Annotated in this window: 17 protein-coding genes, 3 tRNA genes and 1 pseudogene; 3 read left to right on the plus strand and 18 right to left on the minus strand. The window is 70.1% G+C overall.

The window, feature by feature from the left end:
* Positions 1-42: 42 nt before the first annotated feature.
* The 9 genes from C0010_RS06445 to C0010_RS06485 form a co-directional block, all read right to left on the minus strand.
* A complete protein-coding gene (locus C0010_RS06445; RefSeq protein ID WP_232531774.1) occupies positions 43-3,135 on the minus strand; it encodes a PQQ-dependent sugar dehydrogenase in 3,093 nt (1,030 codons plus the stop codon).
* A 500-nt stretch (positions 3,136-3,635) separates the two neighbouring features.
* A complete protein-coding gene (locus C0010_RS06450) occupies positions 3,636-4,781 on the minus strand; it encodes a glycoside hydrolase family 3 N-terminal domain-containing protein (RefSeq protein WP_232531775.1) in 1,146 nt (381 codons plus the stop codon).
* Between the two features lie 140 nt (positions 4,782-4,921).
* Positions 4,922-4,995: transfer RNA gene (locus C0010_RS06455), tRNA-Met, on the minus strand.
* A 25-nt stretch (positions 4,996-5,020) separates the two neighbouring features.
* Positions 5,021-5,092, minus strand: a tRNA-Thr gene (locus C0010_RS06460).
* A gap of 103 nt (positions 5,093-5,195) precedes the next feature.
* The gene (locus C0010_RS06465) at positions 5,196-6,392 is read right to left on the minus strand and encodes a M23 family metallopeptidase (protein ID WP_105566244.1); all 1,197 of its coding nucleotides are present in this window, start codon (positions 6,390-6,392) and stop codon (positions 5,196-5,198) included.
* A 210-nt stretch (positions 6,393-6,602) separates the two neighbouring features.
* Positions 6,603-7,406 (minus strand): inositol monophosphatase family protein, encoded by an 804-nt coding sequence (locus C0010_RS06470; protein WP_105566245.1) that lies wholly within the window; start codon positions 7,404-7,406, stop codon positions 6,603-6,605.
* A gap of 38 nt (positions 7,407-7,444) precedes the next feature.
* Positions 7,445-8,464: a hypothetical protein gene (locus tag C0010_RS06475; protein ID WP_105566246.1), complete on the minus strand. Its 1,020-nt coding sequence runs from the start codon at positions 8,462-8,464 to the stop codon at positions 7,445-7,447.
* A gap of 134 nt (positions 8,465-8,598) precedes the next feature.
* A tRNA-Tyr gene (locus tag C0010_RS06480) sits at positions 8,599-8,680 on the minus strand.
* A gap of 130 nt (positions 8,681-8,810) precedes the next feature.
* Positions 8,811-9,287, minus strand: coding sequence for an FBP domain-containing protein (locus C0010_RS06485; RefSeq protein WP_324998375.1), 477 nt, complete (start codon positions 9,285-9,287; stop codon positions 8,811-8,813).
* Positions 9,288-9,423: 136 nt separating this feature from the next.
* Here C0010_RS06485 and C0010_RS06490 point away from each other — a divergent pair, with 136 nt between their 5' ends.
* Positions 9,424-9,912 carry a YajQ family cyclic di-GMP-binding protein gene (locus tag C0010_RS06490; RefSeq protein ID WP_105566247.1) on the plus strand — a complete coding sequence of 163 codons (489 nt, stop codon included), beginning with the start codon at positions 9,424-9,426 and terminating at the stop codon, positions 9,910-9,912.
* Positions 9,913-9,935: 23 nt separating this feature from the next.
* Here the strand turns inward: C0010_RS06490 and C0010_RS06495 are convergent, their stop codons facing one another.
* Positions 9,936-10,766, minus strand: coding sequence for a tyrosine-type recombinase/integrase (locus C0010_RS06495; RefSeq protein ID WP_232531777.1), 831 nt, complete (start codon positions 10,764-10,766; stop codon positions 9,936-9,938).
* Positions 10,767-11,074: 308 nt separating this feature from the next.
* On the opposite strand from C0010_RS06495, the pseudogene C0010_RS06500 reads away from it, so the two are divergent.
* Positions 11,075-12,318 (plus strand): annotated as a pseudogene (locus C0010_RS06500) (IS3 family transposase); the annotation flags it as partial.
* A 343-nt stretch (positions 12,319-12,661) separates the two neighbouring features.
* Here C0010_RS06500 and C0010_RS14925 read toward each other — a convergent pair.
* From C0010_RS14925 to C0010_RS06510, 3 genes are all read right to left on the minus strand, one after another.
* The gene (locus tag C0010_RS14925; protein ID WP_158685346.1) at positions 12,662-12,919 is read right to left on the minus strand and encodes a hypothetical protein; all 258 of its coding nucleotides are present in this window, start codon (positions 12,917-12,919) and stop codon (positions 12,662-12,664) included.
* A gap of 238 nt (positions 12,920-13,157) precedes the next feature.
* A complete protein-coding gene (locus tag C0010_RS06505) occupies positions 13,158-13,574 on the minus strand; it encodes a hypothetical protein (protein WP_158685348.1) in 417 nt (138 codons plus the stop codon).
* 456 nt (positions 13,575-14,030) lie between these two features.
* Positions 14,031-15,011 (minus strand): alpha/beta hydrolase, encoded by a 981-nt coding sequence (locus C0010_RS06510; RefSeq protein WP_105566249.1) that lies wholly within the window; start codon positions 15,009-15,011, stop codon positions 14,031-14,033.
* 283 nt (positions 15,012-15,294) lie between these two features.
* On the opposite strand from C0010_RS06510, the gene C0010_RS06515 reads away from it, so the two are divergent.
* The gene (locus tag C0010_RS06515) at positions 15,295-16,860 is read left to right on the plus strand and encodes a DEAD/DEAH box helicase (RefSeq protein WP_105566250.1); all 1,566 of its coding nucleotides are present in this window, start codon (positions 15,295-15,297) and stop codon (positions 16,858-16,860) included.
* Between the two features lie 373 nt (positions 16,861-17,233).
* Here C0010_RS06515 and C0010_RS06520 read toward each other — a convergent pair whose 3' ends face one another.
* The 5 genes from C0010_RS06520 to C0010_RS06540 all read right to left on the minus strand — a co-directional run bounded on the left by C0010_RS06520 (position 17,234) and on the right by C0010_RS06540 (position 22,370).
* The gene (locus C0010_RS06520; protein WP_105566251.1) at positions 17,234-18,370 is read right to left on the minus strand and encodes a calcium:cation antiporter; all 1,137 of its coding nucleotides are present in this window, start codon (positions 18,368-18,370) and stop codon (positions 17,234-17,236) included.
* Positions 18,371-18,526: 156 nt separating this feature from the next.
* Complete coding sequence (locus C0010_RS06525; protein WP_105566252.1) at positions 18,527-19,900, minus strand: FAD-dependent oxidoreductase; 1,374 nt, start codon at positions 19,898-19,900, stop codon at positions 18,527-18,529.
* Positions 19,901-19,941: 41 nt separating this feature from the next.
* The gene (locus tag C0010_RS06530) at positions 19,942-20,991 is read right to left on the minus strand and encodes a polyprenyl synthetase family protein (RefSeq protein WP_232531778.1); all 1,050 of its coding nucleotides are present in this window, start codon (positions 20,989-20,991) and stop codon (positions 19,942-19,944) included.
* A gap of 52 nt (positions 20,992-21,043) precedes the next feature.
* Positions 21,044-21,760, minus strand: a complete 717-nt coding sequence (gene ubiE, locus C0010_RS06535) for a bifunctional demethylmenaquinone methyltransferase/2-methoxy-6-polyprenyl-1,4-benzoquinol methylase UbiE (protein ID WP_105566397.1) — start codon at positions 21,758-21,760, stop codon at positions 21,044-21,046.
* A 55-nt stretch (positions 21,761-21,815) separates the two neighbouring features.
* Positions 21,816-22,370, minus strand: a complete 555-nt coding sequence (locus tag C0010_RS06540) for a DUF402 domain-containing protein (RefSeq protein ID WP_105566254.1) — start codon at positions 22,368-22,370, stop codon at positions 21,816-21,818.
* Positions 22,371-22,595 lie beyond the last annotated feature (225 nt).

Here is a 22,595-nt window from a genome sequence, read left to right on the forward strand (position 1 = left end):
GGGGGCGGCGCGTTGAAATGCTCGCCGCCCCCGCCCGGCCCGCTAACGGACCTTGAGAACGACGTTCTTGTGGGAGCCCTTCACCCCTTCGCCTCCGTCGTACGTGACGAGCACCCGGTAGGTGCCCGCGTCGAGGCCCGGCAGGCTGACGCTTGCCGCACCGTCGACCAGCTCGGCCGTCAGGGTCTCGACGACCCGGTTGCGGTGCTTGATCTCGAGGCTCACCTCGCCCGGCGCGCCGGCGCCGCTCGCCGTCGCGACCGCGACGTCCAGCTGAGCCTGCTCCCCCGGAGCGACGGTGCGCGCCGCGAACTCCGCGGTGACCTCGGTCTCGGTCTCGGTCACCTCGAGCACGACCTCGTCGGACGACGCGAGGAAGGCCTCGCCGCCGAGGAACTCGACCGTGAGCGCGTGGCTCCCGACCGCGAGGTCGTTCGGCAGCGCGATAACCGCCTCGCCCGCTTCGTCGAGCTCACCGCGGGCGAGCTCGACGTCGCCCTCGGACACGACGACCTCGCCCGCAGGCACGCCGCCCTCGCTCGTGGTCGCCACGTGCACCTCGGCGCCGTCGCCGAACGCGACCGACTCCGCAGAGAGCTCCGCGTTCGTGGTCGTCTCGGCGGGCTCGGGCTCCGGCTCATCCGGAACCTCCGCCACGCCGGCGCCCGTGACCGTGATCACGTCGATCGCGACGCCGTCGGCGCTCGTGACGAACAGGTCGCCCGTGCCCTCGGGTGCATCGAACGCGACCTCCGCGTTCTGCCAGCCCTCGCCGGCGGGAATCACGGCCGTCGCGAACGGCTCCGCGTCCGCCGCGCCCCAGCGCAGCTGGACTTCCCCCTCACCGCGGGCGGCGATGACCGCACCATCGATATTGGTGAAGTTCACGGGGCTGAATTCGAGGTAATCGCCCTCGCCGAGTTCGCCCACGGCGTTTCCGCCGGAGGCGTCGCCGTCGGCAACGGGCTCGGTGCCCTCGATGCCGGCGGCGTGCTCAGCCTCGAGCCCCTTCGGGTTCAGACGGACGGTCGCCTCGCCCTTCGCGGGAGGCAGCCCGTTCGCGCCCTGGTCCTCGTAGTTGACGACGACAGCCCCGTACAGCTCGGCGCCGGCGCCGTGCTCCGGCGAGTTGGCGTCCGTGCGGAACTCACCCTCGCATCCGGTTCCGGAGGACTCCGGATGCGCGTGCTCGTCGTGACCGAGGCCGTAGGTCCATGTGACGTTCTCGCACACGGTCTCCTCGCCGTCCTCGGCGTCGCTCGTCGCGATGCTGAACGGCACGCGGTCGCCCCAGGCGAAGAAACCGCCGTCGGCCGGGAATTCGACCGTGACCTCTGGCGCCTGGTTGCCCACCGAGATGACCTGGCTGGTCGCCGAGAACTTGCCGCCGTCGTCCGTCACGCGAAGGCGTGCCGAGTACGCACCGAGCTCGTCATAGGTGTGCGACGCCGTGACGCCGGTCGCTTCGAACTCCCCGTCGCCGTCGAGGTCCCACTCGTACGTCAGTTCGTCGCCGTCGGGGTCGACGGTCGCGGACGCATCGAAGTCCACCGTCAGCGGCGCCTCGGACGACGACTCCTCGGAGACGGTGAAGCTCGCCTGGGGCGTCTTGTTGTTCGGCGCGTAGTCGATCCGGTACAGGCCGGCGTCGGGGTTGGCGCGGAAGAAGCCATCGCCGTAGTCGAGCATCCACATCGAGCCGTCCGGACCGATCTCGATGTCCATCGGGTTGTCGTGCGGGTGCTGCCCATCGGCGATGAGCTCGGCGTTCGGCAGGAAGTCCTCGATCGCCGTGACCTCGAACGTCTCCCAGTCGACCGTCATGGCCGCGACGTAGTCCTGCGAGAACTCGCCCATGAACGCTTTGCCGTCCCAGTGCTCGGGCAGCGCCGTGTCGGGGTTCTCCGGGTCGTAGTGGTAAACGGGGCCGCCCATGGGCGCCTGGCCGTTGGAGGTGCCGAACTCGACCAGCTCGTCCCACGGCTGGTCGCCGGGGTTGTCGCCGTAGTACACGGTCGCCTCGCGGGCCGCGGGGAGCTCGGTCAGCCCGGTGTTCCAGCGCGAGTCGTTGACGAGGTTCTCCGGGTCGAAGAACTCGCCGGCCGTCTCGGTCTCGAAGTCCCAGTCGTTGTATGCGGCGTTCGGGCCGTGCACGTACGGCCAACCCGAGTTGTGCGGGTCGTCGAGGCCGACGACGTTCCACTCGACGTAGCCCATCGGCCCGCGCACATCGCTCGCCTGCGAGGCATCGGGGCCGTAGTCGCCCCACGAGAGCGAGTTCGTCTCGGGGTCGACCTCGAAGCGGAACGGATTGCGCACGCCCATGACGAAGATCTCGGGGCGGGTGCCCTCCGTGCCCGGCGCGAACAGGTTGCCCTCGGGGATCGTGTACGAGCCGTCGTCCTCGACGTGGATGCGCAGGATCTTGCCGCGCAGGTCGTTCGTGTTGCCCGCACCGCGGCGCGAGTCGAATCCGGGGTTCATCCCCGGGGCGTCGTTGTTGGGCGCGTAGCCGTTGGCACCCGGGGTGCTGGCCGGCGTGTTGTCGCCCGTCGTCAGGTAGAGGTTGCCCTCGCCGTCGAAGTCGATGTCGGCGCCCACGTGGCAGCACTGCCCGCGCTGGGTGCCGATGTCGAGGATCGACTGCTCCGTCGACATGTCGAGCCCGCTGCCCGTCCACTGGAAGCGCGACAGGCGGTTGACGCCCTCCCACATCTCCCAGTAGCTCTCGTCCTCGCCCTCGGGGAGCGTCTCCGGAGCGTTGCCCTCCGGCGTGTCGGCCTCGCCGTCGCCGTCCGCGTCGCGCGGGGCGTACACCGCGTAGACCCAGCCGTTCTCCTCGAAATCGGGGTCGAGGGCGATGCCCTGCATCCCGTCCTCGGAGTTGGCGTAGACGTCGAACTCGTTGACGATCTCCGTCGTGCCGAGCGACGGGTCGTGGAGGCGGACCTCGCCGCCCCGCGCCGTCGTCAGCACGCGCCCGTCGGGCAGGACCGCCATGTCGATCGGCTCGCCGATGTCGCGCGTGATGAGGTTGCGCTCGTAGTTGCCGACGTCGAGCGCCGGCTCCACCGCCTCTGCCGGCGGGTCTTCGTGGCCCTCGTGCGCGACCGCCGGTACGGCGACGGCACTCATGCCTATTGCGACGGCGGCCGTCGTGGCGGCGGTGAGCCACCTTCGCGACCTGCTCCGAGGAGTACGATTCATCGTGACATCTCCCTTGGGGTTGGAATCTTCCTGCTTGGGATGTGTTGATGCGATCGGGTCGTCGCGCCGCTGCAACGGCGCATCCTGGCGGCCCGATCGCCTGCTGTCCCCCGGGCGACCGAGGGAGTCCTTGATCGTTATCCCATCTCACGAACAAAAGTTGTTCGAATACCGAGTGGTATAGACGACGGGCGACGGCTCACGGGCGCGCTAAGGCCCCTCCGCGACGCAGGCGATGTCAGTTCCTCGAACACTCGCGAACCGGGTCACGTGACTCCTCCTGCGACTTCCTCGTCCTGGCAACCGCTTCACCGCGGCTGCCGTCCCTGCCCTGGTCTCGAACGTATTGCTACTTATGCCAGGTGTCAAGCAAAAGATGACGGCGTGTACGCGGAGCATGCATGTTCAGGGCCTTCCCGCGACCCCGCCTACTCCGCGACGCCCAGGCGGAGCGCCATCACGCGCTCCGCGGCCTCCTGCAGGCGCTCATCCGGGATCGTGCCGTCATCGACCGCGGCGGCGATGCCGTCGGCGATCTCGCCGGCGGTCCGAGGCGTGGACGTCGCGATCATCAGCACCATGTCGTTGCCGACCGCGATCGCTTCGACGGCGTTCGCGACCGGGTCGGCGTACCCCGCGTCGCCGGACGAGGCCAGCATGCCGAGGTCGTCGGTGATCGCGACGCCGTCGAAGCCGAGCTCGTCGCGCGCGATGTCGTGCCAGCGGGCGGAGAGGGACGCGGGCGCATCGTCGACCGACGTGTAGGCGAGGTGGCCGAACATCAGCAGCTCGGCGCCGGCGTCGACGCCGGCGGCGAACGGCTCCGCATCGGCCGCGCGCCAGTCGTCCAGCGTCAGATCGGTCGACGGGATGCTCTGGTGCGAGTCGCCGGGGGCCGCGCCATGGCCGGGGAAGTGCTTCACCGTCGAGAGCACGCGACCGCTCTCCCCCGCCACCGCCGCCGCGACGCGCTCGGATGCGGACGCGGGGTCCGTGCCGAGCGCTCGCGGGGCGATGAACGACGAGGCGTCGGCCGGCACGTCGGCGACGATGCCGAAGTTGACGTTCGCGCCGCCCTGGGCCACGAGGTCGGCCCGCCGCGCGAAGGCGGCCTCAGTCTCGCCGGGCGGCGCCTGCTGCAGCGCCTGCGCCGCCGCGGCGTCGTCCCACGGCAGCCGAGACACCGCACCGCCCTCCTGATCGATGGCGATCAGGGGCGGAACGCCCGGATCGACGACGAGCGATGCCGTGACGTCCGCCAGCTCTTCGGGCGTCGCCGGAACGTTCTCGGACATCAGGATGAACCCGCCGTAGCCCTGCGCCATGTAGTCAGCGAGCGCCGCCCGCTCCTGCGTCGCGATCGTGCCCATCACGACGCTTGCGGCGCGCTCGCGCACCGACATGTCGACGACGGCCTGCTCGGCGGGAGTCGGCGTGCGCGTGGGGACCGGCGTCGCTGACGCCGTCTCGCTCGGAGCAGGGCTCGGCGTCGGTCGGGGCGCCGGCTCCGGCGCGCACCCTGCGGCGAGGAGCAGCGCGGCAACCGCGGCGACGGAGACGAGGGTTCGGCGCATGACGCCAGCGTACGGCGCACGCCTCGACGCAGCATGGAGGTGCGGCGCGCGATGTTCAGCGACGACCCGGATCTCTCGAGGGATCCGGCCGTCGCGCACAGAAAAGCCCCGGACGGAACCGGGGCTGATCTGAGTTTCCGTAGCAGGAGCGGGGCTTGAACCCGCGACCTCACGATTATGAGTCGTGCGCTCTCACCAACTGAGCTACCCTGCCGCAGCGGCATCCGAAGGATGCTGCGAGCCCCGAGTCAGGATTGAACTGACGACCCCTTCCTTACCATGGAAGTGCTCTGCCACTGAGCTATCGGGGCGTGTCGCCCATCGGGGCAACCCGAAGAGTCTAACATCACGGCCGAGCTGACTGCGAATCGTCGCGACGTCCGTGCGTGTCGCGCTCCGGGCATCCGTAGACCCTCAGTCGTCGTCGGAGAAGTGCGTGCCGGCGTGCTCCTCGAGCCACGGCTGCGGGTCGAACGTCGCGCCGCCGCGCAGGAGCTCGAAGTGCGTGTGGGCGCCGAAGGAGCGGCCGGTGTTGCCGGTCTGGCCGATGACGTCGCCGACCTCGACCTTGTCGCCCGCCTGCACGCGGAGCGAGCCGTACTCCATGTGCGCGTAGTGGCTCGTGATGGCCTCGCCGTCGATGACGTGGTCGATGTAGACGCTGACGCCGTAGGCGCCGCCCGACTCCGTCGCGACGCGGACGGTGCCGTCGGCGATCGACTGGACGGGGGCGCCCTCGCCCGGGGTGAAGTCGATGCCTTCGTGGAGCCGGCCGGAGCGCATGCCGTAGCCGTAGCTCATGCTGGTGCCGACGGCGAACGGGTACTGGATGTCGGCCGTCGGATCGTTCACGAAGAACGCGTTCGACGTGCGGATGCCCGCGGCGGCGGCGAGGTCGGCGATCTTGACGGTCGAGTAGTCGTCGACGCGATCGAGTTCCGGAGCCTGCGCGTCGTCGGCGGCGACGAACGCCTGGATCTCCTCTTCCTCGCCCGCGGCCGATTCGGCGGCGAGCTCGGCCGAGGCCGTGAGAGTCGCGCCGTCGGCCGTGGCGATCGCGCCGAGCGGGGAGGCCAGGCCCAGCGCGAGCATGCCGATGACGGCCGCGCCGCTCATGGATGCGATCACGGGCGTCACCCAGCGGCGCGCGCGCGAACCGGCGGCGACGGCGTCGCGCGACGGCGTGCGCCTGGCGCGCGACGCCCTGGTCGCGGCCACCGGCGCGGTTCCGGTGAAGTTGAGCGCTTTTGCGGCCGCGGCGAAGGCATCGGCATCCGCGGCGGATTCCGGGTCGGCCTTCGGCACGTCGCCGGCGGCGTCCTCGCGGCTCGCCTCGGCCGATGCCTCGTGCCCGCCGTCGGCGGCGGGCGACGCGACGGCGTCAACGGCCGCTTCTGCGGGCGAGTCGGCCAGGGCGGCGGGTGCGTCCTCGGCGGGCAGAGCTTCCGCTGAGGGCGCCTCGACGGCGGGGGCTTCGGCGGCGGCCGAGCGAGCGGCCTCCCGGAGCTGGCGGCGGGTCAACGGCGCCTTCGCCGTCATCGATGCGCCGCCTTCTGGGTTGCGAGCAGAGCGCCGCAGGGGCTGCTCGAGCTCGTTCGCATCGGAAGGCACAGGCGTACTCAGAGTCTTTCGGTAGGGCGCGGCTCAGGGACCGCACCGAATCGGGGGGATGCTCGCACTCGCCCTCGGGTTGCGGCCGCCGATACTGGATGACCACGGGAAAGTAACGAACTGATAAACGAGAATAGCGGCTCCACCCGGAGATCGCCACTTCGACGGCGGATTCGGACGAGATTGTCCGGAACTCGCCGCTCCCCCGGGCTACGCTGCGGCGCTGTCGGACGCGATCGCCGCGTCGAGGCGGTCGAACACGACGGGCCCCGCCGCGAGGAACATGCCGCGCCCCCACTGGTCGGGCTCGCGCCACCCGGTCATGCCGCCGGCCTCGGTCACGAGCAGCGAGCCCGCAGCCATGTCCCACGGGTTGAGGCCCCGCTCGTAGAACGCGTCGAGGCGGCCCGCCGCAACGTAGGCGAGGTCGATCGCGGCCGACCCCATCCGGCGCAGATCGCGTGCGAGCGGCATCACGCGTCCGACCGTTGCGAGGTCGGACGCGTGCGTGTCCGGGTTGTAGCCGAAGCCCGTCCCGATCAGCGCGCCGGCGCTGACGTCCGTCGTGACCGCGAGCCGCTCGTCGCCGAGCCACGCGCCCTCTCCCTCGGCGGCGGAGAACAGCTCGCCGAGACCGGGAGCGAAGACCGCGCCGGCCTTCACCCGCCACGAACGCGGATCGGTGCCATCGGTGACGGCGATGCTCACCGAGTAGATCGGCACGCCGAATGCGTAGTTCACGGTGCCGTCGATGGGGTCGACGACCCAGGTCAGCCCCGACGACCCGCCCGTGGCATCCGATTCCTCGCCGAGGAAGCCGTCTTCCGGGCGGGCCTCCGCGACCCGGAGCCGGATGAGCGCCTCCACCTCGCGGTCAGCCTCGGTGACGATATCGGCGAGGCTCGACTTGCTCGCCGCGACCGCGACCCCCTCCGCGCGCCGACGCTTGGCGAGCTCCCCCGCCTCCCGCGCGATCTCGCGTGCCAGCAGCTGAAGTTCTTCGGGGTTCGCCATGGGACCACGCTACCCCGGTGCGCGGCCGCCGCGTTCGCCTACGCCGCGCCCCAGAAGCGCGCGCCGGGCGAAGGCACGCCCGTCTGCGCGGCGGCGAAGTCGGGCTCGCCGTTCGGCAGGTACGGCAGCGGCGTGTGCCCATCCGGGAACATCGGCCACGGCTGCCGGCCGTCCTGCGCTGGTTGCGGCACCGCGGGCGCCGGCTGCGCTGCCGCTGCGGGCGGCGCGGGCTGCGCCGCGGCGGGCGGGACGGGCGCCGACTGCTGGGCCGGATGTGCCGCTGCCTGCGGCGGAACGGGCTGAGCGGGAGGCTGCGTCGGGTAGCCGTACGGCTGGGCGCCGTAGGGGGCGCCGCCCTGGGCGTACTGCTGCGGGTAGGGCTGCGGGTAGCCGCCCTGAGCCGGGTACGGCGCCGGCTGCGGCCGCGGAGGCCTCGGTGCGAACAGCGCATTGATCAGCGGCAGGATGAGCGTGCCGACGCTCGCGAGGATGGCGACCGACACGACCACGCGCCAGTACCAGTCGTCGTAGTCGAACAGATGCGGCACCGCCAGGTAGAACGAGAGCATGCCGACGAGTGCCACCAGGAGGGCCGTCGTCACGATCGCGACAGCGCGCGTCATGCCCGTGACGTAGCGGGCGTGCGCCTTCCAGTACAGGCGCTGGTGCAGGAGCGCGAGCTGCAGCAGGCCGACGACGAGGATCAGCTCCCAGACCCGGATCGCCTCCCAGGCGAAGCCCTCATCGGCGCCGCGCGGCACCCAGATCTTGAAGGCGCCGACGATGAGCGCGACGATCCAGGAGACCGTGCTCGCGAGCGCCAGCCAGTCGGGTCGCCTGCTGGCGAGGTTCGCATCGAGCAGCACCGCGCCCGAGAACCCGGACAGCAGCAGGACGGTGAGGAACGCCCGCCCGATCAGGTCGCCCTGGTCGGGCACGAAGACCCAGGCGACGCACACGAGCGCCGCGAGCACGAGCGCCCCGATGGCGATGTAGATCGCACCGCGGACCAGCTTCGACATCCCCTGCGTCGGAGGGTCCCCCATCATCTCGTTCATGCCTCGATCCTGGCATGCGTCCCGGTCATCCGGAACGGGCACCGCCTCCCTGTGGAGCGGATCGACGGCGCGGCTGTGGACAATCGGGAGAGCAGAAGACCCCGGCTCCGTGGAACCGGGGTCTTCATCTTCGGTGGCGGGTGAGGGATTCGAACCCCCGTAGGCAGTGCCAGCTGATTTACAGTCAGCCCCCTTTGGCCGCTCGGGTAACCCGCCGAGTGCGCGCCCGACCGACTTGTTCAGACGACCGGATGCGCGAGAAACCATACTACCCACACACCCGCGTGCGCAGAAATCGGCAGGCCGCACCGTGTTTTCGGGGCGCTCCCCCCCCCGGCTCGGCGCTTCAGGCGCCGAGCACCTGCGCGACGAAGCGGCGCACGCGCTTGGCCGTGTTGTCGATCTTCATGTCGACGCTCGTGCGGTACTCGTTGGGCGCGAGCGGCATCGCGAGGCGCACGTTCTCGTGGCACGACAGATCGGCGCAGATATAGGTGCCGATGCTGTTGCCGTGCACGCCCTCGCCCCCCGCTCGTCGCGCCGTGAAGAGGGCGACCTGGTTCCCCGGTTGCATCGTGCGGCACAGGTTGCAGAACGATTGCCGCACCCCGGACGTCCCGTTGGCACGCCTCAGCACGATCGCCGTCACGTCACCGTCGACCTCGGCCGCGATGTAGCCGCGGCCGCGCGCGTGCGGGTCGGCCCAGGCGAGGAAGTCGGTGTGATCCCATTCAACGAGCGGGAAGTCGTGCGGCAACGACGCGATCCGCAGCTCCTCGTCGGTGGCGTTCGCGAACGCGTCGAACACTTCGTGCTCCGTCATCGCCCGCATCCGCACCCTCCCGATCGGCATCATCCGGACCCCGCCAGTCTAAGAAGCGACGGCCGCCGTGCAACGCGGGCCGCGGTCGGTAGGCTGGCGGGCACAATCATCCGCCCGCACGAAAGGACGCCCCGCCGTGGCCGACAGCTCCTTCGACATCGTCTCGAAAATCGATCACCAGGAAGCCGACAACGCCCTCAACCAGGCGCGCAAGGAGGTCGAGCAGCGTTATGACTTCCGCGGCACGGAGACCTCGATCGCGTGGAGCGGCGAGCAGATCCTGATCAAGGCCAACAGCGAGGACCGCGCAACCGCCGCGCTCGACGTGCTGCAGTCGAAGCTCATCAAGCGCGGCATCTCGCTGAAGAGCCTCGACTCCGGCGAGCCGCAGGCCAGCGGCAAGGAGTACCGCATCGTGTCCTCGCTGAAGGAGGGCATCAGCCAGGAGATCGGCAAGAAGATCACCAAGATCATCCGCGACGAGGGCCCCAAGGGCGTCAAAGCGCAGATCCAGGGCGACGAGGTGCGCGTCTCGAGCAAGAAGCGCGACGACCTGCAGGCCGTCATCGCGCTGCTGAAGGGCCAGGACCTCGACGTCGACCTGCAGTTCACGAACTACCGATGAGGCGTCGCTCTGACCTGGGGTTTCTAACTTCCAGTCCGCACAGAGTCCGCAGAATCGAGCACAGAGCGCGCAAAGTCCGCGGTTGCGGCGCGGATACGGTCCTCGGCAGACGGCCACAAATGCGCGTACGTGTTGAGCGTGATCGACGGTTGCGAATGCCCGAGCGCGCGCTGCACCGTGACGACATCGCACCCTGCCGCGATCAGGTTCGACGCGTACGTGTGCCGCAGCGCGTGAAGCGTGACATCCGCGGGCAACTTCGCGGCCGTTCGAATGCGCCGCCACTGTTCGCCGGCGGTGGAGCGGTTGAACTTGCGTCCGAGCAGGTCGACGATGACGAGATCGTCGCCCCCGTTGTCGGCCAGGTGCGCCGAGAGCGTGCGCAGGAGCTCGTCGGGGACGTAGATGGAGCGTTCCTCGCCGTACTTGGGCGGCACGATCTTCGCGGGCTTGAGCGTCGATCCCTGGACTTGCTGTTCCACGCGGATCGTGCGGCGCAGAAAGTCGACGTCGCGCACGCGCAGGCCTGCCGCTTCGCCGAGTCGGAGCCCGGCAAACGCGCATAGCGCGACGATTGGCTGGAAGCTGTCAGCGGCGTCGAGAGCGGCGCGCAACTGCTTCACGTCGAGCAGGTGCATTGATGCCTCTGCACGGCGCTGACGGGGCGCTGACACGCCTTCCGCGGGACTCGCCGGGATGCGCCGGTCCGCGACGGCGGCGCGGAACGCCATCGACACGTAGTTGAGGCGTGTCTTGATCGTCGACGCCGCCAGTCCCCGCTTCTGCTCGCGCGCGACCCAGGATTGAACGTCGCTCGAGCGGATCGACTTCAGCTGTCGATCCCCCCATGGCACGGACTTGCACGCGGTCTGTGCCGCGTCGAGCGTCCCTTCGGTCCAGGCCTGTCGGTCGCGCCATAGTTCGACCTATCGGGTCCAGGTGATCTTGCCGGCGCGGGGGTCTGCGTACTGGCCGGTGACGATCGCGGCTGTCTGTTCGTCGAGCCAGCGCCGCGCCTCGCGCTTGAGGTCGAAGTGCCGCGCGTGCTCCTTGCCGGCGGCATCATGAACCGCCGCAGGTTTGATGCCGCTTCCTTTCGAGTTGGAAGGATGGCGTCATGCCGAAGAGAATCGATCCCGCAGTCTAGGAGCGGGCTGTCCGTCTGGTGCGCGAGCACCGGTCGGAGTACCCATCGAACGCGCAGGCCGTCGCGGCCGTCGCCCGCCAGGAAAGCGTCGGCGCGGAATCGCTGCGCCGGTGGGTGATCCAAGCCGACATCGACGCGGGCGAGCGCGACGGACAGACCAGTGAAGAGGCTGCGGAGATCAAACGTCTCAAGGCTGAGAACAAGCGACTTCGAGAAGACGTCGCGATCCTGAGAACGGCGACGACTTTCTTCGCGGGGGAGCTCGACCCCCGCAACCGTTGATGAGGGGCTTCATCGACCAGATGAGAGCCGAGGGACACGCAGGCGAGTCGATCATCCGCGTCCTGCGCGAGCAGGGCGTGAAGATCGCTGCGCGCACCTATCGCTCCTGGCAGGCCCGCCTCGTCGCGACACGGACCGTCACTGACGCGATGGTGCACGACGCCGTCCGCGACGTCGCTTGGGTCGAGGTCACCGTTCCGGTCACCGGCGAGGTGCGTCGAAAGCTGACACCGGAAGGCATGTATGGGCGGCGGAAGATGACCGCGCTGATCCGCCGGACCGCTCTCCCCGACGCGTCGTGGGGCGCGGTCGACCGAGCCATGCGAGCGCTCGGCCTGTCCGGTATCACGCGCGCGAAAGCCGTGCGCACGACGATCCCGGCGAAGGACGCAGTGCGCGCCGGCGACCTGTTGAACCGCGACTTCACCGCGCCGCGTCCGGATCCCACGTGGGTGATGGACTTCACGTATGTCCGGACGTGGGCCGGGTTCGTGTATGTCGCGTTCATCCTCGACGTGTTCTCGCAACGCATCGTCGCCTGGCACGCGGCATCGACCAAGCACGCCGAGCTCGTGATGATCCCGCTGCGGATGGCGCTCTGGGAACGCGACCGACAAGGCCACCCCGTCGGCCGGCACCAACTGCGCGCGCATAGCGATGCCGGGTCTCAGTACACGGCGATTTCGTACACAGAGAAGCTCGCGATCGACGGCATCGCGCCCTCGATCGGGAGCGTCGGCGATGCGTTCGATAACGCGCTCATGGAGACGATCAACGGCCTCTACAAGGCCGAATGCATCCGCACCACGGTCTTCCACGATGGCGCGTTCAAGACGCTCGCCGACGTCGAGTACGCAACTGCCGGCTGGGTCGACTGGTACAACCATCGCAGGCTCCACAGTAGCCTCGGCATGGTCGCCCCGGCCGAGTTCGAGGCAACCTACTACGCGGCCCTCGACCGAGAGCCGCTCCCCGCACAGGAACGGCACCGAACCTACGGCGGTTTACTGGAGCGTGGTCGGTCACTGGTGCTCGGGGCAGTACACAGGCTGTCCGGGCTTCGTCGTGATGGTCGCGCGGGTCGGCTTGCCGCATGTGGCACACCGGCGCTGGGGCACTGAACGGCGCTTCGGCATCGGCTCCTCCTTTCTCACAGGAGGCGAACCCTAGGCCCCATCTATCCCCTGTCCGGGGGTTCGACCAACTATTTTCGGCCCGCCCCGAACGGCGGCTGCCGGACAGTCTAGAGTCAACGTGGCTACGCTCCGGTCACCCCCGAAGGAGAGCGCCGGAGCGCAGGTCGCGTCGAGCCGACGCGGTCTACTTGGTGTAGTAGATGTTGGTGCTGTAGTACTTGCCGTGTTTCACGCAACTCGACGACTTCGACAAGATCGTGTATCCCCGCGCGGCTAGCGCGGCCGTCTTCCCGGCCGTCCAGCCGACGCACTGCGACTGAGACGTTGTCGAGTAGGCCGTCCACGACGCCGCTGATGCCGGCCCAGCGATACCCACGACTCCGCCGATGGCAAGACCGAGTGTGAGCGCAGCGGCCGCGAGCTTCTTCCGTGTGTTCCTCATGCTTCGCACGGTACGCCCGACGAGTTCAGCCTCTCAATGGGTAGTACTGCCGTCCTGCCGGGGCAGTTGTCCGTGCTAAGCACGGATGAACGCGCTCCGCTTCCTCCCGGAGGAGGGCGCGGGGCGCGTTCGATAGGGCCAATTCATCGTCTCGTATCGGGTGCGGAGCGTGGTGTCGAGCCAAGGCCGAGCAGTTCAGTGCCTTGCGAACGCACTCTGCTCGCTTGAGTCGCTTTGCCTACGTAGTGTGCGGGTCGTCGAAATCTTCGATGACGGGGTGGATCGTCTTCTGCAGATGGGCCTGCACCCTCTTGATCGCGTCCGCGACTCGTCGCATGTGCATGAGCGAGTCCTCGTCGTCGGAAGACACATCCTGCTCACCGTCCGGGTCGCCGTTGATGAGCGCTTCCGCTGCGTCCTCGCGGACTGCATCAAGGAACGCGTCACGGTAGGCCTTGTCGCGGTCCCTCATCTTCTCGAAACCGTCCGACTTACGACCAGCCTCGCGCATGCGATCGCGGTCTACCGTCGCGACGACCTGGTCGTTCACGAGCACGTCGAACACAGTCCGCGGCTGGATCGAGACATTCAAGCGGGTGCCGACGTGAGCTATGAACTCGTCGGCAGCAGTTTCCTTCACTCGAGCCTTGACCATGAAGCGAGCATGCCACTGATCACGGACACGCGTGCCGCCGGCGGCAACGGCGCATTCACGTCGGTGCGAGCGCGCACCTTGATCCTGCCGCGTCGACGCATAGACTAGCCGCGAGGGCCGGCAGGCAGTTCACTGGGACAGCTGAGCCGGCCTTCACTGTGCCGTCAGCGCCCTTGGCCATCGCCAGAGGGAAGCAGTACGGAGGATGCGCAGAAGGCCGCAGTCAGTGCAGAAGCACAGCTGGGCCGCCTTCTTTTGTGCCCGTCCATCGGTGCAGCGTTCTGGCACGCCAGCGCAAGCGCGAGTCCGCACAGAGTCCGCAAGATTGCCAACCAACGCCTAGAACCCGCCACGAGCGCCACCCACGGATTCCCTGATCAGCAGGCATATACACCGCCCGCCATCAATGCACGCGAACCGGGCGTCCGTTCACGAACTACCGGTAGGAACTGCGCCTCACAGGTACCCGCGCACCCAGCGCGCCATGCGGTCGTACGCCTCGCGGCGGGCCTCGTGGCGCGAGAGGAACACGTCATGCAGCGCGCCGGGGATGCGCTCGATCGCCACCGACGTGCCGAGGTTCAGCGCCGCCCTGGCGACCTCGTCGACCGCGAGAACGGTGTCGGCGGCCGCCAGTTCGTCCGACCACTTCGTCGACATCGAGCTGTGCGTCGACAGCATCACGAGCACGGGCACCTCGATGCCGAGGCCCCTCGCGACCGCCCTGTGGCCGTCGAGCACGGCATCGAGCCAGCCGAGCGAGGGCGGCGGCGCCTTCTCGGGCCGCCACGAGATGTTCGGCTCGGTCGGGTCATCCGGTTCCGACGATTCCTGCTGGGCGCGCCAGTAGAAGCCGAGGTCCATGACGGGCACGACCGGCTCGCGCGGCCGGAACCGCGCGCCGAGCTCGAGCGCGGGTGTCAGCGCCGACCGGCCGAGCCTGCCGAGCTGGAACTCCAGCCATGGCGAGTTCAGGATGATCGCGTCCGCCGCGTCGGGGTTCCTCGACGCCCACAGGCTCAGCACGAGGCCGCCCGTCGAATGCCCCAGGAGCACCAGCCGGCGCCCCGGTCGGCGCTGGATGTGCGCCAGTGCGGCCTCGATCTCCTCGTCGTACGTCCGCAGGTCCCGGATGTACCCGTGGATCTGCCCGTCCCGCAGGCTGCGGCCGTAGCGGCGCAGGTCGAGCGCATAGAACGACGCTCCCCGGTCGGTGAAGAACTTCGCGACGCCCCGTTGGAAGAAGTAGTCGCTCCAGCCGTGCACGTACAGGACGTCGACATCGCGCAGCGTGCGATCGCGGAACAGGCCGTGCGGCAGGCTGCGCACGAGCGTCGCGACGACCTCCTGCGGGCCGTCCGGCTCATCCGGCACCAGCGGAAGCGTCAGCTGCTCGAAACCGCGGCCCAGGACATCCGGGACCCACCCATGCTCCATCCGTTCACCTTAGCGGCGCCGCCATGCCGGAATCCGCGCTTCTCGGCGGGTCTCTGGCGCGTCACCTGTGACCCGGGCGGGGAGGGCGGGTGATGCACAGGCGCCGGATGCTAGGTTGGTGGCACGCGCTCATCTGCGCGTGTCGTCGCGTCTTCTCGAGCGACCGCCTCAGTGCGGCGCCAGCGACTATCGCGGCGAATCGATCCGGCATCCGCCGACGTCGCCACTTCCCGCACCGCCGCGCGCACCGCGCTGTGCCGTGCGAATCCTTCGAAAGAGGACCATGACCTCTGTGTCCACGCAGTCCCCCTCGTTCGCCGATCTCGGCGTTCCCGCTCGCCTCGTCGACGTGCTCGTCGCCGACGGCCGCCCCACCGCCTTCCCGATCCAGGAAGCGACCCTGCCGTCGACCCTCGCGGGCCGCGACGTGCTCGGCCGCGGCAAGACGGGCTCCGGCAAGACCCTCGCGTTCGCCATCCCGATGGTCGCGCGCATCGCCGAGGCCGGCGCCGCCAGGCGCGGCGGCCTCCCCTCCGGCCTGATCCTCGCACCGACGCGCGAGCTCGCCACACAGATCGCCCGCGTCGTCGAGCCGCTCGCCGCCGCCATGGGGCTCAAGACCACTACCGTCTTCGGCGGCGTCTCGCAGCGCCCGCAGGAGCAAGCGCTCCGCGGCGGCGTCGACATCGTCGTCGCGTGCCCCGGCCGCCTCGAAGACCTGATCTCGCAGAAGATCGTCTCGCTCGAGCGCGTCACGGTCACGGTGCTCGACGAGGCCGACCACATGGCCGACCTCGGCTTCCTCCCGGGCGTGACGCGCCTGCTGTCGCAGACGCCGCGCGGCGGTCAGCGCATGTTCTTCTCCGCGACGCTCGACAACGGCATCGACAAGCTCGTGAAGAAGTTCCTCGACGAGCCCGTGCACCACTCGATCGACTCGGCGGAGTCGCCCGTCGCGGCGATGACGCACCACGTCTTCGAGTCGGAGAGCCCCGAGGCGAAGACCGAGCTGGTCCGCACCCTCGCATCGGGAAGTGCGAAGCGCATCCTGTTCACCCGCACCAAGCACCAGGCGAAGAAGCTCGCCAAGCAGCTCACGAAGCAGGGCATCCCGGCCGTCGACCTGCACGGCAACCTCTCGCAGAACGCCCGCGACCGCAACCTCGGCGCGTTCTCGACGGGCGAGGTCAAGGTGCTCGTCGCCACCGACGTGGCCGCGCGAGGGGTGCACGTCGACGGCATCGAGCTCGTCGTGCACGTCGACCCGCCCGCCGAGCACAAGGCGTACCTGCACCGCTCGGGCCGCACCGCGCGCGCCGGCAGCGCCGGTGATGTCGTCACGATCATGCTGCCGTCGCAGCGCCAGGACACGAAGCAGCTCCTGCGCCGCGCGAGCATCCAGGTGACGCCGCAGCAGGTGACCGCCACGAGCCCGACCGTCGCCGCGCTCGTGGGCGACGTCGCCGACTACGTCGCACCCGGCCCCGGCCTGCCCGGCGCGGGCAACCCGCCGGCCGAGCAGCCGGCAGGCACGTCGCAGGGCGCCAACGCGCGCCGCAAGCGCGCCGTGAAGCAGGGCGGCCAGAACGGCCAGGGCTCCGGCCGCAACCAGCGCCGCGGGGGTCGCGGCAACGGCGGCGCGCAGGGTGCCGAGGACGGCCGCGGCTCCCGTCAGGGCGGCCGCGGCGGCCAGGGCGGCCAGCAGTCGTCGGGTCGCCGCCGCACCTCGCAGGGGCACCAGTCGGGCGGCCAGCGCGGCGGCCTGACCTACTCGACGTCCTCCGGCTCGAGTTCGTCCCAGACGGGCGGCGGCCAGCGCCGCAACCGCCGCGCCTCGTCGCAGGGCTGAGCGGCCCCGCAGTCCGCAGAGCGCCCGCCCCGGGTCATCCGGGGCGGGCGCTCTGTGCGTTCTCCACCGGTACCACCGAACACAATGCAGGAACTCCCGCACCTGCGCGGCCGCCGCACCGCGGAATCACGCGGGAGCCACGGCCCCGAGCCGCCGGAGCGACTGCGTTGTGTCATGGCAGCTGGTACCGAGCACACCACAGCGGCTGTGCCCACACGGTCCGAGCGACCGACGACACCGAGCACAACGCAGGAGAACCCGCGCCAGCACCGCCACCGCGCCCGGGATCGCACGGGGGCCATCACCCGGTGCGCGTGGATTGACTGCGATGTGTCCGCCGAACGCGCGACACCGACGCGCCCGGCCCCGCGCGTCAGGCGAACAGCGTCACGGCGTAGACCGCGAACAGCGCCAGGTGGGCGGCGCCGTGCATGGCCGTGACCCGGCGGGCGCCGAAAGTGGCCACCGTGAGCAGCATCGTCAGGCCGAGCAGCAGCAGGTTCGCCGGCGACTCGGCGAGCACGACCGTCTGACCCGTCGCCATGCCGATCAGGAGCACGACGGGGATCGTCGTGCCGACCGACGAGACCAGCGCGCCGTGGCAGAGGTTGCTGACGCGCTGCCCCTCCCCCTGGGCGGCGGCGCGCAGCGTCGTCAGCGTCTCGGGCAGGAACACGATCGCCGCGATCAGCACGCCCGCCAGCGCGACGGGCGCGCCGAGACGCCCCAGCCCGTCGTCGAGCAGCGCGGCCATGTCGTGCGAGAGCAGCACGATGGGAACGGCCGTGGCGAGCAGCACGACGAGCCGTGTGACGACCTCGCGGCGGTGCGTTCGCAGGGTCTCGCCGATCGGCGTGCGGGGCTCGGCCGGTTCCGCTCCTCCGCCCGCATCCGGTTCGCGGAAGTCACCGGCCTGCGGCCCCATCTGCCGGATGAGGAAGAAGGCGTACAGGGCGAGGGTGACGAGGATGATCGGCACCTCTTGGCCCACCGTGAACGCGCCGCCCTCACCGATCACGGCCGGCAGCGCGAACGCGACGCCGACGAGCGGGATCAGCAGCGCGAAGTACGCCGACGTGCCCGCTCGGTTCGTGCGCAGGCCGCCGCGCCGGATGCCGCCGATCAGCAGCGCGAGCCCGATGACGAGGTTCATGATGATCATCGCGACGGCCATCACGGAGTCGCGCGCGATCGTGGTGTGCTCGCCGGGGCCGAGCATCACGGCCGCGATCAGGATGACCTCGATCGCCACGATCGACAGGGTCAGCACGAGTGAGCCGTAGGGGTCGCCCAGCCGGTGCGCGAGCGCCTCGGCCTGCTTGAGCACGCCGAAGGCGCACACGATGATGACGGCGACGATCGCGGCGAGGACCTCGACGAGCGCGGCCGCCGGCACGGGCGGCTCGAGGAGCGGGGCGGCGAGGAGCAACGCCGCGAAGGCGGCCCAGCCGATGATGATCCGGATGGCGTCGGTGCGCGTGACGAAGCGCGTGCGGACGGCGTGGGTCATGATGTCATTCTCCGACCGGGGCCGTCCCCGAGATCACCTGACACGGCCGGGCCGTCCCGACCGGCGCGCGGCAACGCTGCGCTACCTCGACCAGGGTAGCCGGCGAACCTGCGCGGCGCCCGGGCAGGAAACCCCGAGGCAGCCCCGCGCGTCAGCTCACTCGCCGCGGGAGACGCGCACCATCTCCTCTCGCGGCACGACCTTGATGCGCTCACGCCCCTCGGGCTCGCCCAGCGCCATCTCGTGCTGGTCCAGGCGGTGCCAGCCCTCGAGATCGGTCCAGGCGACGCCGCGCGACTCCAACAGCGCGGGGATCGCGTCCTCGCCCGGCTCGACCGGCTGCCACCAGGAGCCCTGGTCGGCCGCGAGGTGCTGCACCGTCTCCATGGCGTCGGACTTGGTGTGCCCGATCAGGCCGACGGGGCCTCGCTTGATCCATCCGGTCGCGTACATCCCAGGCACGATCTCGTTGGATTCCGCCGAGAGCACCTGGCCCTCGTGGTTCGGGATCACGCCGTGGTGCTCGTCGAAGGGCACGCCGTCGAGCGGCGAGCCGAAGTAGCCGACGGCACGATAGAACTGCCCCATCGGGATCTCGCGGATCTCGCCCGTTCCCTCGATGCCGCCGACGCCGTCCGGTCGGGTGCGCTCGTACTTCAGCGACGCCACGCGGCCGTCGGCGTCGGTCGTCAGCTCGATCGGGTTCGCCCAGAAGTGCAGGTGCAGGCGCCGCGAGGCCTCTCCGCCCTCTCCGTTCGCACCGGGGCGCTGGCGCCACGACTGCAGGACGCGGTCGATCACCTTGACCTGCTTGTTCGACGCGATCGCGTCGAGCGAGGCCTGGTCGTAGTCGAAGTCCTCGTCGTACACGACCATGTCGACGTCGCGGAGCTCGCCGAGCTCGCGCAGCTCGAGCGGCGTGAACTTGACCTGCGCGGGGCCTCGGCGTCCGAACACGTGCACGTCGGTGACGGGCGAGCCCTCGAGCACCTCGTAGACGTTCTGGGGCACCTCGGTCGGCAGCAGGTCGACGGCGTGCTTCGCCAGGATGCGCGAGATGTCGAGCGCGACGTTGCCGTTGCCGACGACGCCGACGCTCGCGGAGTCGAGCTCCCAGGTGCGGGGCACATCCGGATGCCCGTCGAACCAGCTCACGAAGTCGGCCGCGCCGAACGAGCCCTTGCCGTCGATGCCGGGGATGTCGAGCGACGCGTCGCGCACCGCGCCCGTCGAGAAGATGACGGCGTTGTAGTGGTGCTTCAGGTCGTCGAGCGTGATGTCGGTGCCGAAGTGCACATTGCCGAAGATCCGGATATCGCCGCGGTCGAGCACGCCGCGCAGGGCCGTGATGACGCCCTTGATGCGCGGGTGGTCGGGCGCGACGCCGTAGCGGACGAGACCGTACGGCGCAGGCAGGTGCTCGAAGAGGTCGATCGAGACGTCGAACGAGCGCTCCATCTTGAGCAGGATGTCCGCGGCGTAGATGCCGGCGGGGCCCGCTCCGACGATGGCCAGCCTGAGCTTGGTCATGGGTGTCCTCTCGTGTGCGACGCCGCCCGTGGCGGCGCAGATCAGTTGCTGCGGTCGACGAGCGTGCCTGCGAAGCGCGTCAGCGCCTCCCGCACGCCGCCGCGCGGCAGCGGTGCCAGGGCCGCCGCCGCGGCGTCCGACCATTCCAGCGCGAGCTCCCGAGTGCGAGCTGTGACGGCGTGGTCGCGCAGCGCGGCGATGCCGTCGTCGAGCGTCTCGGGTGCGGCGCCGTCGGCGATCAGCGCCGCGCCTTCGTCGATGCGGGCCTTGAGCGCCGGGTCGGCTTCGGCGAGCAGCAGGTACGGCATCGTCGGCACGCCAGCGCGCAGGTCGGTACCGGGCACCTTGCCCGTCGTCGCCGCGTCGGCCGACAGGTCGATCACGTCGTCCATCAGCTGGAACGCGACGCCGACCTTCTCGCCGAAGACGCGCAGCGGCTCGTGGAAGCGCTCGTCGGCGCCGGAGAACAGCGCGCCGGCGTGCGCCGATGCCGCGATCAGCGAGCCCGTCTTGTCGCTGAGCACCTGCAGGTAGAACTCGATCGGGTCGTCGCCCTCGCCCGCACCGACGGTCTCGTGCATCTGCCCGAGCACGAGGCGCTCGAAGGTCTCGGACTGCAGCTTCATCGCGTCGGTGCCGAGCTCGGCCATCAGCACGCTCGCGCGCGAGAACAGCACGTCGCCCGTGAGGATCGCGACGGAGTTCCCCCACACGGCGTGCGCGCTGGGCACCCCGCGGCGGCGGTCCGCCTCGTCCATGACGTCGTCGTGGTAGAGCGATCCGAGGTGCGTCAGCTCGAGCGCGCGGGCGGCGGTGACGACCTGCTCGGTCGCTCCGTCGCCGAGCTGAGCGGACAGCATTGCGAGCATCGGGCGCACGCGCTTGCCGCCCGCCTCGTACAGATAGCGCGCCGTCGCGTCGACGAGCCGGTCGGTCGATCGCAGGTCGTCGGCGAGCCCGGCCTCGACGCGCTCGAGGCCCTCCTCGACCTTGCCGACGAGTCGGCGCGCGCCGGGAGTGGCGAAAACGCGGTCGTTGAGACCGAAGCGGCTCGCCAGGCGCGAGCCAGAAGTCTGGGGGCCCGAAGTCACCATGCCAGCCTACAATCCGCCGCGGCGCCCGCGCTCCGCACGGCGAGGTCGCTCACGCCCGCTTCGTCCCTCGGTGCAGCGCCACCATCCCGAAGGTCAGGTTGCGGTATGCGACGTCCGTCCATCCGGCTTCGCGGAGCCATCCGGCCAGCGTCGCCTGGTCCGGCCACGCCGCGATCGACTCGTTCAGGTAGTCGTAGGCGTCGCCGTTCGAGCCGACCGTGCGCGCCACGACGGGCAGCACACGGGCGTTGTAGAAGCGGTAGAAGCCCCGGACGAAGCGGTTCGGCGGAGTCGAGAACTCGTTGATGACGAGGCGCCCACCCGGCTTGGTCACGCGCAGGAACTCGGAGAGCGCACGCCGGGGGTCGCTGACGTTGCGCAGGCCGTACGACATCGTGACGGCGTCGAACTCGGCGTCGCCGAACGGCAGATCCATGGCGTCGGCGTGCACGAAGGAGATGTTCCGGATGTCGCCGTGGCGACGCTGTCCCTCGGCCAGCATCCCCGGCGAGAAGTCGGCCGCGACGACCTCGGCGCCCCGGCGCGCGAGCGATGCGGACGACTTGGCCGTACCCGCCGCGATGTCTAGGATCCGTTCGCCCGGCTGCGGCGCGACGGCTCGCGTCGTGGCGCGGCGCCATGCCCCGTCGAGGCCCACCGTCATCGCGATATTCGCGGCGTCGTAGCGGGCCGCGACCTGGTCGAACATGCCGCTGACGCGCCCAGGGTCTTTGCCGAGGTCAGCTCGGTTCGGTTCCGCGTTCATCGCCACGACACTATCGGGATCAGCTGGGAGCGCCCATCCGGATGCACGGGCCGCATCAGAGGTGGGTGTGCGACTTCGGCAGCTCGCGCAGCTCGTCGAGCCGGCGCAGCCAGCCGTCGGGCACGGCCTCGTCGAACGGCGGCTCGTGGGCGCCGACGCGCTCCTTCAGTTCGCGCGTCGTGCGCTCGAGCTCGGCCATCACATCGGCGGGGTACCCGTAGAGCTCGCTGTGCTCGGCCCACTCGTCCTCGTCGTCGATGAAGAGAGTGCCGTCGACCCGGCGCACCACGTCCAGATCCATGTCGATCGCGGTCGGGGTGCCGTCGCGCCAGCTGACATCCCACGCGATGTCGATGTAGATGCGCGTGCGCTGCGGCGGAGCGTTCACGGTGAGCACGTGGTCGGTGCGACCCGCTGGCATCAACGACACGCTCGGCGCCGTGAGCAGCATGTCGCGGCCGGGGCGGAACGAGCGCCAGCCGACCCGCTGGCCCAACCACTGGCCCCACTCGTCGCTGCCCAGGTACACGCACTCGTGCTCCCAGTGCTTCGAGCCGTCCCACTTCCGCCAGTGGAAGGCGACCTTGGTTCCGGGCTCGGGCAGAGACATACACCGAGCCTACGCGGTCCGACCGATCTCCCCGGGCAGGTGGCACCCGGAGGCGGCACCGCAGGCCGCGCGGGTCGCGGCCGCGAGGAGATTCAGCAGCATCGAGGAGGAATCGGGCTGATTCGTCCTCGATGCTGCCGTTCCTCCTCGGAATTGCGCGTGTGCCTCGTGCTCCGCACGGTCACCGCGCGCGTGCGCACCCGAGTGGGCACTCCCAGGGGCCGC

Source organism: Microbacterium halophytorum (genome assembly GCF_002970975.1).
Lineage (GTDB): Bacteria > Actinomycetota > Actinomycetes > Actinomycetales > Microbacteriaceae > Microbacterium > Microbacterium halophytorum.

Excerpts from the sequence above, each read along its gene's own strand:
- C0010_RS06445 (WP_232531774.1), bottom strand. The coding sequence starts at position 3,135 with ATGAGTGCCGTCGCCGTACCGGCGGTCGCGCACGAGGGCCACGAAGAC.
- C0010_RS06450 (WP_232531775.1), bottom strand. The coding sequence starts at position 4,781 with ATGCGCCGAACCCTCGTCTCCGTCGCCGCGGTTGCCGCGCTGCTCCTC.
- C0010_RS06470 (WP_105566245.1), bottom strand. The coding sequence starts at position 7,406 with ATGGCGAACCCCGAAGAACTTCAGCTGCTGGCACGCGAGATCGCGCGG.
- C0010_RS06475 (WP_105566246.1), bottom strand. The coding sequence starts at position 8,464 with ATGAACGAGATGATGGGGGACCCTCCGACGCAGGGGATGTCGAAGCTG.
- C0010_RS06485 (WP_324998375.1), bottom strand. The coding sequence starts at position 9,287 with ATGACGGAGCACGAAGTGTTCGACGCGTTCGCGAACGCCACCGACGAG.
- C0010_RS14925 (WP_158685346.1), bottom strand. The coding sequence starts at position 12,919 with ATGAGGAACACACGGAAGAAGCTCGCGGCCGCTGCGCTCACACTCGGT.
- C0010_RS06505 (WP_158685348.1), bottom strand. The coding sequence starts at position 13,574 with ATGGTCAAGGCTCGAGTGAAGGAAACTGCTGCCGACGAGTTCATAGCT.
- C0010_RS06510 (WP_105566249.1), bottom strand. The coding sequence starts at position 15,011 with ATGGAGCATGGGTGGGTCCCGGATGTCCTGGGCCGCGGTTTCGAGCAG.
- C0010_RS06515 (WP_105566250.1), top strand. The coding sequence starts at position 15,295 with ATGACCTCTGTGTCCACGCAGTCCCCCTCGTTCGCCGATCTCGGCGTT.
- C0010_RS06520 (WP_105566251.1), bottom strand. The coding sequence starts at position 18,370 with ATGACCCACGCCGTCCGCACGCGCTTCGTCACGCGCACCGACGCCATC.
- C0010_RS06525 (WP_105566252.1), bottom strand. The coding sequence starts at position 19,900 with ATGACCAAGCTCAGGCTGGCCATCGTCGGAGCGGGCCCCGCCGGCATC.
- ubiE (WP_105566397.1), bottom strand. The coding sequence starts at position 21,760 with ATGAACGCGGAACCGAACCGAGCTGACCTCGGCAAAGACCCTGGGCGC.
- C0010_RS06540 (WP_105566254.1), bottom strand. The coding sequence starts at position 22,370 with ATGTCTCTGCCCGAGCCCGGAACCAAGGTCGCCTTCCACTGGCGGAAG.